At 58.5% G+C, this 10,855-nt stretch carries 18 protein-coding genes; 2 read left to right on the forward strand and 16 right to left on the reverse strand.

Translation table 11 applies throughout. From position 1 onward, the window contains the following. Positions 1–178: 178 nt before the first annotated feature. The 6 genes from HAQ05_RS07675 to HAQ05_RS07700 all read right to left on the reverse strand — a co-directional run bounded on the left by HAQ05_RS07675 (position 179) and on the right by HAQ05_RS07700 (position 4,768). Positions 179–1,486, reverse strand: coding sequence for a phage portal protein (locus HAQ05_RS07675; protein ID WP_190419068.1), 1,308 nt, complete (start codon positions 1,484–1,486; stop codon positions 179–181). A gap of 153 nt (positions 1,487–1,639) precedes the next feature. Continuing rightward, entirely contained in the window at positions 1,640–3,325 is a 1,686-nt protein-coding gene (locus HAQ05_RS07680) for a terminase large subunit (protein WP_190419070.1), read from the reverse strand. Further along, on the reverse strand, positions 3,322–3,822 hold the full coding sequence (locus HAQ05_RS07685) for a terminase small subunit (protein ID WP_190419072.1): 501 nt from the start codon (positions 3,820–3,822) through the stop codon (positions 3,322–3,324). The genes HAQ05_RS07680 and HAQ05_RS07685 overlap by 4 nt, the downstream gene beginning before the upstream one ends. A gap of 159 nt (positions 3,823–3,981) precedes the next feature. Continuing rightward, entirely contained in the window at positions 3,982–4,287 is a 306-nt protein-coding gene (locus HAQ05_RS07690; RefSeq protein ID WP_190419074.1) for an HNH endonuclease, read from the reverse strand. Then, complete coding sequence (locus HAQ05_RS07695) at positions 4,287–4,481, reverse strand: hypothetical protein (protein ID WP_190419076.1); 195 nt, start codon at positions 4,479–4,481, stop codon at positions 4,287–4,289. The genes HAQ05_RS07690 and HAQ05_RS07695 overlap by 1 nt, the downstream gene beginning before the upstream one ends. Then, positions 4,478–4,768, reverse strand: a complete 291-nt coding sequence (locus HAQ05_RS07700; protein WP_190419078.1) for a hypothetical protein — start codon at positions 4,766–4,768, stop codon at positions 4,478–4,480. The genes HAQ05_RS07695 and HAQ05_RS07700 overlap by 4 nt, the downstream gene beginning before the upstream one ends. A 538-nt stretch (positions 4,769–5,306) precedes the next feature. Here HAQ05_RS07700 and HAQ05_RS07705 point away from each other — a divergent pair. Together HAQ05_RS07705 and HAQ05_RS07710 are read left to right on the forward strand one after the other, a co-directional pair. Continuing rightward, positions 5,307–5,546 carry a hypothetical protein gene (locus tag HAQ05_RS07705; protein ID WP_190419081.1) on the forward strand — a complete coding sequence of 80 codons (240 nt, stop codon included), beginning with the start codon at positions 5,307–5,309 and terminating at the stop codon, positions 5,544–5,546. Next, positions 5,539–6,036 (forward strand): hypothetical protein, encoded by a 498-nt coding sequence (locus tag HAQ05_RS07710; RefSeq protein WP_190419084.1) that lies wholly within the window; start codon positions 5,539–5,541, stop codon positions 6,034–6,036. The genes HAQ05_RS07705 and HAQ05_RS07710 overlap by 8 nt, the downstream gene beginning before the upstream one ends. Positions 6,037–6,084: 48 nt before the next feature. Here the strand turns inward: HAQ05_RS07710 and HAQ05_RS07715 are convergent, their stop codons facing one another. The 10 genes from HAQ05_RS07715 to HAQ05_RS07760 all read right to left on the reverse strand — a co-directional run bounded on the left by HAQ05_RS07715 (position 6,085) and on the right by HAQ05_RS07760 (position 10,776). Continuing rightward, positions 6,085–6,303 (reverse strand): hypothetical protein, encoded by a 219-nt coding sequence (locus HAQ05_RS07715; RefSeq protein WP_190419086.1) that lies wholly within the window; start codon positions 6,301–6,303, stop codon positions 6,085–6,087. Continuing rightward, a complete protein-coding gene (locus HAQ05_RS07720) occupies positions 6,300–6,485 on the reverse strand; it encodes a hypothetical protein (protein ID WP_190419088.1) in 186 nt (61 codons plus the stop codon). Before HAQ05_RS07720 ends, HAQ05_RS07715 begins: the two co-directional genes overlap by 4 nt. Continuing rightward, entirely contained in the window at positions 6,482–6,733 is a 252-nt protein-coding gene (locus tag HAQ05_RS07725) for a hypothetical protein (protein ID WP_190419090.1), read from the reverse strand. Before HAQ05_RS07725 ends, HAQ05_RS07720 begins: the two co-directional genes overlap by 4 nt. Next, positions 6,730–7,083 carry a hypothetical protein gene (locus tag HAQ05_RS07730; protein ID WP_190419091.1) on the reverse strand — a complete coding sequence of 118 codons (354 nt, stop codon included), beginning with the start codon at positions 7,081–7,083 and terminating at the stop codon, positions 6,730–6,732. Before HAQ05_RS07730 ends, HAQ05_RS07725 begins: the two co-directional genes overlap by 4 nt. Next, entirely contained in the window at positions 7,083–7,388 is a 306-nt protein-coding gene (locus HAQ05_RS07735) for a hypothetical protein (protein WP_190419093.1), read from the reverse strand. Before HAQ05_RS07735 ends, HAQ05_RS07730 begins: the two co-directional genes overlap by 1 nt. Before the next feature lie 50 nt (positions 7,389–7,438). Then, a complete protein-coding gene (locus HAQ05_RS07740) occupies positions 7,439–7,948 on the reverse strand; it encodes a hypothetical protein (RefSeq protein WP_190419096.1) in 510 nt (169 codons plus the stop codon). 353 nt (positions 7,949–8,301) lie between these two features. Continuing rightward, entirely contained in the window at positions 8,302–8,994 is a 693-nt protein-coding gene (gene aqpZ / locus HAQ05_RS07745) for an aquaporin Z (RefSeq protein ID WP_190419098.1), read from the reverse strand. Positions 8,995–9,368: 374 nt separating this feature from the next. Further along, positions 9,369–9,911, reverse strand: coding sequence for a hypothetical protein (locus HAQ05_RS07750; protein WP_190419100.1), 543 nt, complete (start codon positions 9,909–9,911; stop codon positions 9,369–9,371). After that, positions 9,908–10,207: a hypothetical protein gene (locus HAQ05_RS07755; protein ID WP_190419102.1), complete on the reverse strand. Its 300-nt coding sequence runs from the start codon at positions 10,205–10,207 to the stop codon at positions 9,908–9,910. Before HAQ05_RS07755 ends, HAQ05_RS07750 begins: the two co-directional genes overlap by 4 nt. Beyond that, positions 10,204–10,776, reverse strand: coding sequence for a hypothetical protein (locus HAQ05_RS07760; protein ID WP_238935083.1), 573 nt, complete (start codon positions 10,774–10,776; stop codon positions 10,204–10,206). Before HAQ05_RS07760 ends, HAQ05_RS07755 begins: the two co-directional genes overlap by 4 nt. Positions 10,777–10,855 lie beyond the last annotated feature (79 nt).

The following is a 10,855-nucleotide window of genomic DNA, read 5'->3' on the forward strand; positions in this document are numbered from 1 at the left end:
CGTCGATGCGGTTGACGGTGACGCCATCCCCGTACCAGTCTTCACCGATCACTCCGTAAACGGTGATGGTGTCGGAGGTGGTCTCCACGGCGGCCCGGAGCGCCGGATTCCATTTTTCGAGCGCGCGAGGGCTCAGCTCGCAGCGGAAGCTGCCAGCCTTGACGTTCAGTTGCATGGATTACTCCTTGGGAGGTTCCGGCTGGTTGAGCCAGTTCTGCAGAGCAGCCCTTGCGGCTTGCCCATCGGTGCTTTGGCCAAGTTGGTCAATCGGCGAAAGGTTGGTTTGGACAGTCAGCACGTCGGCGTTGCCGCCGCGGCGCGGCAGGTTTTCCCTGATGCGGCAATCGTCCCGGGTATAGATACCGTTTTGGACCATCTGCGAGTAAAAGGCCGATCTCGCCGCGCTATCCGCCCGGAGCAGGCCCTCGATGGCGAACTCCGGGTAGATCAGGCGCCTATCGCTGGCAGACAGCAGGCTGCGGCTAATACCCTCTTCAATGCGGCGCATGTAGGAACGCAAGGTGAAGGTGAGGAAGCGCAACAGCTTCTGTTCGAGCCCGGTGCCCCAGTTGGATGCCTTGTCGCTGTATCCGACCAGCGTCGGGTCGACCATGAAAAACCGGCAGATGTCCTCCGCGCTGTATTCGCGTGACTCGAGCAGTTGCGCGTCGACAGGGTTGATGCCGATGGTCTTGGCGCTGACGCCCTTTTCGAGAACCGGCGACACACCCGCGTTCATGGCCCCCGAGATGCGTTGCACGTAATCCCGGAACTCATCGCGCTGCTGTTTGTTCAACGTGGCATCCACCTCGAATGCCACGGTCTGGTGCATGCCATTCTTGAAGGTTGCCCCGGCGACGTCCTCGGCCGACATCGCTGAACCAAAGACATCGGAGCCGTATGCGATGGGAGACAGACCCACCTGCCCATCCAGCGAGAACGCCGGAATGTGCATCATGTTCGTCCGGGCGATTTGCCTTCTTTCGCCCTTGGGTGGCCGGTACCAATAGAGCAGATTGCCTTTGTCGTCCGCGTCCAGCTCAACCCGATGCGGCATGAGAAAGTCAAGTGCAACGATACGGGCACCCATGCGTTGAATCTCAACGAACGCATTGCCACGAAGCAGCATCGACGCAACCACTGCCTCCCAGAACTGCACTGCGGTCATGCGGCTATTCGGGCTGTTTCGCAACAACCAATGTAGGTCGTTCCCACTTTCGGTCTGGCGGCCTCCGTCTTCCATCTTTCGATAGAGACCCAGGGGTAAAGTGGCAATGGTTTCGGATATCAGCCGCACGCACGCCCAGCAGGCCGTAAGGCGCATCGCCTTGTTTACTGTTACGGACTTGCCGCTGGCCGAAGTGCCGAAGTACTGCCCCCAAAACCCTCCGTCAGTCATGCGGATCGTTTTCCCAACCCATTCGGTGAGGGATGCGCGTGGCGCGGTGATGGCTGAGTTCACGACGGAGGTTAGAGATTTACGCATCACTCAGACCTCTTCGAAGGAACGCGGCCGTCACGAAACAACACGTGGCGCCCGCTATGCATGCCCAGCCCAGCCCGGCCAATAAATAAACGCCCGTAACCAGCAAGATGAAGCCGAGTAGCGCACATACGAGGTAAATAATCGTGGGGGCATTCATTGATAAATAGGGTCTCGAATGGCGGCCATGAGCTGGTCAACTCCGCGCTGACCGCCGGGATTTAGTGAGATCAGGGATACGGCGTTGAACAGCGCCATGAGCGGATCGATCTTTGCCGAGCCGCTGGCCTGCTTGGTGATCAGAATCGAGTTCGCGCGGGGCTCGACCCGGGCGTTACCGCAGCACCAAGCCATCATTGGCTGGCCACCGTGGATCATCTCGCCCTCGGCGAGGCGCCGTTCGGCCGTTTTGATCGCCCCGCCCAACTTCCAGCCCTGGGAGATACCCACTATCTTGTCTTCTGGGATGCCGGACTCTTCCAGCGCATCGCGTATCGCGCCGATACCTGCAGGGTCAACACCTATCTGATCGAGCAGGCCTGATTCCTCGACCGAGAACGCCAGCTTGGCAACATCGTCGATGTCGTCGCCAATATGCTCGACCAAAGTGAGGTGGCCATCTCTTGCGAAATCCCTGAAGCGCGGCGCTTCTGCCTTACGACGTTCCAGCACCGATGGGTGCGCCCACGCATGTGTCCAAACCAGCCACCGGCGAGTACCGGACTCACGACCGACGGCCGCAACACCCAGCAAGTCATCCAGGCCGCCGCCATCGATGCCGAGGTCAATCACCTCACAGCGCTTGATCAGATCTTCCAGAGCGGCGCAGAAGCCCACTGCTTGCCGCTCCCAGAATTCAGCGCCCGCCCAACGATCCGACATCAGCGCCAGGCCGATCTCAACGTTCAGGTGTTTGGCGAGGAAGCCGCGGAACGACTCCTCACCATCCAATTGAGCTTGGCTGTATCCCCGCTCTATGAACGCCTCATCCACCGATATGCCCAAGTTCGGGTTGGTGATGTAGGCGTTCGAGGCGTCGCGGTGCAAGCCTGCGTCAAGCATGTGCTTCGGAAACTCATAGAGCACCGGCAAGAATGATTTGTCATCGATCTTGCCGTCACGGACCTGGCGAGCGTACAGGAGCTTCTGCCGAAAGACCCCAGCCGGCGGCGCATCGGACTGGGTAGTTGCCCAGATAATGAAGCCCTCAGGCCGGGATGCCAGCCCGCCAGTAGCTTCGCGCAGCATTGCTTCGGCGTTCGCGCGCTTGCCGAAGACCCAAAGCTCATCGATGAACACACCGATGGCCTTCTTGCCTGACACGGTATCACTGTCGGCCGCTACGACTTTCAGTGTGGCGCCAGTCTGGTAGTGGGTGACGGTGCGAAGGTGATCCTGAACTTTCAGCAGTGCGGATAGCTCTTCATCTGCCCTAACCATGTCCCGAATCGGGATGTAGGAGTTGTCGGCAATTTCCTTGGTTGGCGCCAGAATGATGAATTCGCCAGAGGTGCGCCAATTCAAGACCAAGGCGGTAAGCATGATGCCGGCAGCGATGGTGGATTTCCCGTTTTTCTTGCTGATTAGCAGCATGAACTCGCTGATCAGACGGCGGCCGGTATCGGGATCGTAGGCGCCGAAGATGGCGGCGACGAATTCGTTGACCCAAGGCCGCACCGTCTCGCACATCAGCGGGCTGCCGGTGGCATCCACCATGCGAAGCGCACCGAACACCTCCAGCGCTTCTGCAGCTTGATCCGGGAAGAGCGGCGCGAAGGGGATCAAACTCTGGCGAGCGACAATCCTATGCTCCCAATCGAGGCAAGCCGTCGACCACTTCAAGGTTTACCGCCCGACACGGCTTTCAGATTGGGCGGCTGCCGGGGGCCGAATCTGCCCTGCCCGACCTGCGCTGCTTTCTCCTTCGCCTGCTCCTTCTTGCCGCCCTCCCCTTTGCGCTGGTGTACGAATGGCATCAGCGCTTTGGCGGCATCAACCCGCAGCTTTGGCTCAGTGCCAAGGTCATTCATTACAGCGAGGAGGAAGTCTTTCGGATCGCGGTGTGAGAGCGCCGCGTCCAGATCAAAACCGGCAGGTTCCGCGTCTTCAGGCGCGCTGTCGGTACGATCCTCCGCTTTAACACCCTTAACATCGCTGTTAACAGGCTGTAGGGCGTTCAATTTATGCAGTTCGGCAACCACGTCGGGATCTTTCGCAAGCCGCGAACCGGCTGCAGAAGCCGATTTCTCGGGGCATCCAGCTGCTATGGCTGCGTCTTTGTTGGATGCACCTTCCCTCACCGCCTTGATGAAAGCGCGTTTTTTGGGTGTTAAAGCCATTAACAAAAACCTGTGGAGGGGAAAAAATCTGCGAATGCGGTCGGGCGCGGTGTCCGAGCCAAAAGGCCTTAAGGTTTCAACCCGCCCCCGCCCATGCCGCGCCATCCTGGTGCGATTCCGACGAGCGGTATGAATTTGACGTGCTACAAGGCGGCTCGCCTAACTGCGGCCCTCTACGGACTCCTGAGCAGTCTTGGCCTTGTGGCAAGGGACACATAGCGATTGCAGGTTGGCATCATCATCGCTGCCGCCTTGCGCGACGTTGACTATGTGGTCGACCTCAAGGTCTTGGGTGATCTGTCCGCAGCCTTGGCAGGTGTACTGATCACGAAGTAGGATTCTCTCGCGTATCCGGCGCCATGGGCGGCCGCCACGGCCTGAACCCCACTCAGAGGGCTTACTCACCTTCACCTTGGAGGTGTCGAGCATCTTGATCCTGGGCTTCAGCATCTTGAGCTTGGCCATCAGCGCCGGCCCACCACAGGCGTTCCATCCAGGTAGGTTGTGGGCTCTTGGTCATCACCCTCTCCCTGCTGGTCAGCCAGATAGTCGATCATGTCCCGGTTGCTCTGGGCCAATTCGCTTACCGCCTGGGTCAGCGCCTGCATCGCCTGGGTCTGCTGGTGCAGGGCCGCCAACAATTGTTCGTGCTCGCTCATGGCGACGTCGCCGCGTACTGCCGCGCATCATCAACCAACGTGGTCACGTCGATCTCGACCACTTCGGCATTAGCCACTACTGGCTGGATGATCTGGGGCAGCACGCTGATGGTCGCTTCCCACACACCACCGGCTGCCGCCTTCAGGCTCACAGCAGTAACACCGGCCAACTCACTCCCGTCGCTCAAGATCACCTTGGTTCCCATGGCCAACTGAACGCTGCCGGGGTGCTGGTTGGGCGGCGGCAGTATCGTCACCACCTGCAATGATTTTGCTTGCTCGCTCATATGCGATTCGACTCCACTTGGCCGCCCACTCTCTGGTTCGGGCGCAGGTTGAACAGGCCATCACCAACCTCCGGCTATCTTGGTTCCGATGGCTACTCCGGCCAGGAACACGAACCACACAAGCATCAAACCCATGATTGGGGCGTGATCACCAGTGAACGTTCGCATTGACGGTGGTACTGATGGCGGCTGCCGCCCAGGCGGACGGCCTCGCCATTTGTTCTTTCACTCAATTGTGCAGGTCGGCCACTTGCAGCGCGCGAATGCCAGCGCACCTGCATGGTCGTGGTCGTCCTGCATGATCATGGGGAATGGTGGATAGCCCGGCACTGTGACGAGCCAGGACCTTTTGATTTGATAATTCGCCTGCACCCCAGTCCGAACATACATCTTAAAGCCGGCCCGTCGTCTACGCTTATGTCGTCGCCAATATATTCACTACGACTGGCTCAAGCACTTCTTGGGGGGCCGCCAAATCGCAAGGTGAGGCATCAGATGCGAGCGTCATAAACCACTGCATACACCTGAGGGATCCAACATGAAAAATGACCAACTCGATCAGCTTTCCCAGGACTTCAAATTACTTTCGCGCAAGCTTGCTGAGATGGAGCCAGGCACGGACACAAAGGATCCTGTCCTTAGAAGTGCGCTGCTGGATCTAGCTGAGGCTGCCCGTATTTTAAAAAACAAGCTGGAAGAATTTACACGTGCTCAAGCTGGCCAAAGCTCTTCGACGCAGAAGAAGGCCAGTCTTCGATCAGTAAAACGGAATGACTGACTCACCAGGTCATTTGCTCTTGCTCCGCTGGTCTGAGCATCGACCTGATCAGCGCATGTATCGAGCAGTTGACCGGGGAAGTTTTGCGAAGCTCTTCGAATCGTTCCCGATGCCCGCGGATCTGGAATACCACGACTATACAAAAATGATCGTGCCAGACCCAATTGAAACTCCAGAAGGCGAAAGGCAGCTAGTGGAAGGAACGGAGTTCTTCCGGGCCTCCATCAATTGGCTTGTTGCTAGTGGCTACATAGTTCAGGGCAACCAAAACCTCAATTCCAACACAATCCGGGAATGCGTGCTCACCGCCAAGGCGCTTGCCGTCCTTAAAGCCACTCCAGACAGTCTGTCAGGTGAGAGCATCGGATCTAGACTTCAGGATGCTGCAAAGGGCGGGATGCTAGATGCTGTGAAGTCCCTTACTGGAAAAGCCCTTGGAATCGGAGCGACCATGGGGTACTCAGCAGCCGCGACCTGGATCAACTTTTGATCAAAGCCAGCCCCCCGCATAATGGACGCTCAAGGATACGATGTGCAGTTACGCCGCTTTCTTCGCCAACGCCACCAGATGCTCCCACTCGGCCTCAATGTCGTGGCCCAGGGTGATCAGCAGAGCCTTCAGCTTGTCGGTGTCGATCGCCGTGGTTTCAACAACGGCTGCGGTTTCGGGGACGGCTGTGGTAGATGCGGTATCGGCCATGGTTGGCTCCTCAGTGGTTTTGGTAAAAAACGATTTGATCTTGGTCAGAATGCTCATGAGCAGGCCTTCTCCAGCCACGCGTTGATGATGCTTTGCAATACGGGCTCGGTCAGGACGGAGCTGGGCTTCTGGCCCCGTATTACCGCTTGCAGGAGCAACACCGGGATGACATGCACCCCATCTGCGGCTTCGAGTGCCACGTGCGGCGTGTGATCTGCGAACTCTGTGACATTGCTCATGGGTATCCCTCCAATGGCTCGCGATCCCCACCCCACTGCTCAGGCAGCGCGCAGCGGGTCACCTGCAGGGCATAGAGCTTTTCCGGCAGCGTTCCAGCCAGGGCCTCATAGCCGGGGGCGGCGACGTAGACCCGCACCTCATCGTTCTGACACAGGTAGGTCCGGCCCACATAGCCGATGCCGTTGCCCGTGAGGAATATGATCAGCCCACCGACTGCCCAGCGGGCCAGGCCCTTGGCATATCTCATTCGACCGGCCTCCGAACGCGGCGCTCGGTTCCATCGTCTTCAGCGCGGCGGAATTGTTTGCGCCGCTCACGTCCGTTGATCAACGCACCGATGCGTCGGAAGAAGTAACCAGCGTTGAAAATGGTAAAGCCCACGAAAATGGTGCTGGCCGGCGTGTTTGCCGTCAGCTTCCAGGGTTCGTACATCCATAGGCACACGAACGACATCACGTAGCAGAACGAGGCGGCCATGATGAACGCGACCTCGCAGCTATCGGCTTGACGGTGGTGCCCGGCCTGGACCGCGAACACCGCGCCATGGATGAACACCATCAGGAAGCTGATCAAGGCCAGGATGGACACGATAAGCATCACGGCGGACCTCTTGGGTTGTAGTTCTCAACCCAGCCCTTCACCTTGACTTCGAGTACTGCCAGGACCGGATAGGCGAAAAAGCCGAGCAACATCACGTAGCCAGACTTGTAGGTGTTGGCGTCGGGGATGAATTCGCCGGCCACCTTCCCGACGAAGAACGCCAGGACCAGCTTCGAAATGAACATGCGCGCAGTGAAGCGCGGATCAGTGGAGCCGCTGTAGAAGTAGCTGGCAATGCCGCCAACCACGCCCAGGACGCCGAACTGGGTCCAGGCGATAGGCTGGATCAGGTAATCGGGCACTGGTCGATCCTCTACTTCGCCTCCTAAAGGGGCCGGGCTTGATACGGGGGTTAGGCGGATCGGCCCAGCGCGCCACGGAGTAAAGCCAGGCCGCGTTGCAGATCATTCGATGCAAAACCTTTGGTGTCTTGATCGCACGCCGAGTGGGAACCGACCACTTGGAGCAATTCCTGGGCATGGTTGGATAACTGGCGGATCAAATCTTCGATCCGGGCGTCATGCTCTTTCCTGGCCTCAGCCACTGCTTGCTGGACGTCGGCCAGTTCCAGGCCGGTACCCGAAGCATGTGGATCTTTGGTGAGCCACTGTGCGCCTGTGTACACAATCGCGTAGACCCGCCCATCCCGGTGAAAGAACTCCAGCGGGGTGGAGTAAAATTGCAGGCCAACGGTGCATATTGGCCGGGGCTCCGTAGCCGTACTCAACGCGCTTGCCACCTTTACGAAGGCGTCAGGATCGACGGCGGCCAGTTCCAGCAGCGTCCGCTTCAGACCTTCGGCGTTCCCGCTCACAACGACCTGATTAACGCGCTCAACAGCCTGCTCATAGGCATCGGACATGATGGCTCCGCAAATGATAAAGGCCCGCCGGAATGGCGAGCCTCTGAATTTGTGCTGTCTTCCCAGCTGCCCACCAAATCAACCCCAGGAGTCTTGAGAGCAAGGGCCTTCGGCTGCCGACGTTTTACGCAATCGCCGCACTGATCGGCTAGCGGCGTCCTGGCTCTCCCCGAAGGGTCCACCCAGGCAGTGGCACACCACAAAGTAAAAACCCCGCACTTGGCGGGGTCGGCCTGCATCACTGATACAGGGGCTGTACGTCATCCGTTGATCAACCTGAATGCGCTGCCAAAGCAGGACGTTACATGAAAATGAGGAAAGTTGGGATTGAAGAAACCGTCCCAGGGGATCAGTTAACGATCATCAGCCAGCAAGCATCGATGAATCAATCCTCCAGCCGCACCTCCAAGCAGAGGGACGACCCAGAACACCCAGAGCTGCGAGAGCGCCCAACCTCCCTGAAAAATGGCTACCCCTGTACTGCGGGCTGGGTTTACTGACGTATTAGTCACGGGAATACTGATCAAGTGAATCAAGGTTAGCGCAAGACCGATAGCGAGCGGGGCAAAGCCTGGTGGCGCCTTTTTATCGGTAACCCCGAGGATGACCAACAGGAAAAAAGCCGTCAGGACAAACTCTGTGACGACCGCCGACAGCAGGGAAAATCCACCCGGAGAATGCTCTCCGTAGCCATTGGTAGCAAACCCAGCAGTGACGTCAAAGCCAGCCTTGCCACTGGCAATCAAGTACAGGACAGCACCCGCAGCAATAGCACCAACAACCTGACTCACGACATAGGGAACAACATCTTTGACATTGATCCGCCCACCCGCAAGAAGGCCGATGGTGACCGCTGGATTAAAGTGCCCCCCGGATATATGGCCGACAGCATAAGCCATGGTTAGTACGGTCAAGCCAAATGCTAAAGCGACCCCCACAAAACCAATACCAAGCTCTGGAAATGCTGCAGCAAGAACGGCGCTACCACAACCACCTAACACGAGCCAAAAGGTGCCGAAAAACTCGGCAGCCAAACGCTTAGCCATCACCAATCTCCTTAGATTAATACCAAGGAGAGAAGACTAGCATTGCTTATTGATTGATGGGGTTTTTTACTATGCGGACTGACATAGACGCCCAGTCCTCGACTCGCACCGCTTTATGCCCGCAGAGCAAGGAGCCGGGGCTTTCGCCTTGATTCGCAGAGCGAACCCTTGCTGTATCTGCCGCATGCGTAACTGGTTGCAAGAGATAGATTCGAACCACCGACCTCCGGGTTATGAGCCCGGCGAGGTGACCACTGCGCTACCATGCAATGAAACAAAAAGCCCAGCGCTATGGCTGGGCTCTTATGTCCGGCCGTGTACCTTCTCACGCACCGAACCGCAGGTTAGAAGTTATCGCGGTCACTCGGTCACTGTCAAGCCGCTTCGCTCAAACGTAGGCCATGCTCCGTAAGAATCCCCTCCACCGCCAGGTGGGCCGCGTTTACTTGATCATCGAGCCACCGCTTGGTGATCGCGCGCCAGCGCCGCAGCGTCCGGTCGGGCGTACCGTCTACGTCCCAAGTGTGGATCTCGTAGAACGCTGGCGGTAAGCGATTCCGCCGCTCAGGAACGATCCACGCCATCACACACTTCGTTCGGAACAGGAAATGCGCCGGTGTGACAACGCGGGGCGTCAGGTAGGCCGCAGCATCCCGAACCTCATTGTCGTTGATGCTGAACTTCGCCACCAGCACCTGCCATTGTACCTCGGGCAACAGGCGCTTGAGCATCGCCCGGGTCATCGCGTCCTGGGTGGTGCGTTCCTCGGGTGACATACCGTCGTCGACGACATCCCGATCAAGCTCCGCGAACCCGGCCTTGTACTTGCGCTGCCAAGGCGCCTTGGCGGTACCGTCGTGCATCTCGATCGACATTATCCGCCCAATGCAGTGTCCTGCATCCTTGTAGATGGTCATGCGGCCCTCCGAATGCGCCGGGGTGGTGGGTTGTCGTCAAGACCGAGCATGGAACGCAGCAGCTCCTCAGCCGCCCTGTTCTTGCAATTGCCCTCTGTGACCCAGCGCTTGCAATACTCACCGAACTCAATATCACCGCGGAAGCCGTGCCAACTGGCGACCATATCCAGCAACGCGGCCATGGCCTGAGCGCCGCCGGCGGGCTCACCGATCAAGCCCTCACCAGCACGCTTCAGGAATTGGCGCTCATGCGGCAGCATGTCCTTTCGTGGTACAGCAGATCTAACCTTGCTCATGGCTTCGCACTCCAAACCGTCAAAACTAAATCCTTGGGCAGTCGCTTTCGGGCCTGCACCGATATCGCAGCTAGCCAGGACCAGTAAGCGTTTTCAGGGGTATGCCCGAATCCGCGCCACGGGAGCTGCGCTGACTCGCAGAAATAGCAGCCCTCGAACCGAGTGATTCGTGGCTTCGCTGGCCGGCCGCTGAACCCGACCTTGCTCCGCGCCAGCCAGCCCTCGACGGCCGGCCAGATGATGGCCTGCTCGGGCTTGCTGAATTCGCTCTTGCCGCCATTGGCCCAGACCTCCTTGAGCCCATAGTCTTGATTTGCCACCCACAGCACAAAGCCGGTGGGGAAGTGCTTCAGCTCGTACCCCTTGTGATGCCAGCCCCAGTCCTCTGGGAAGTCCCTGAGGCTATTGGCAATGCGCTCGGCTTCTGGGTAGCGCGGGTCCAGCGGGGCCTTTGGCGGGTCGCTCGGCATCTGCACAGGTGGGTGGCCGCTATTCACGTTCAGGTATTCGCGCTCGGTGGCTGGTGCACGCCGGCGCCAGCTTTTGAGGAAATTCGGCTGCCAGCTCATTTTGAAGCCTCCGCAGTAACAATTTCGCCTACAGCTTCGCATCCCACGGCAGACGCGGCCTGCAAAGGATTTTGCGAAT

It is taken from the genome of Pseudomonas typographi (genome assembly GCF_014694385.1).
Lineage (GTDB): Bacteria > Pseudomonadota > Gammaproteobacteria > Pseudomonadales > Pseudomonadaceae > Aquipseudomonas > Aquipseudomonas typographi.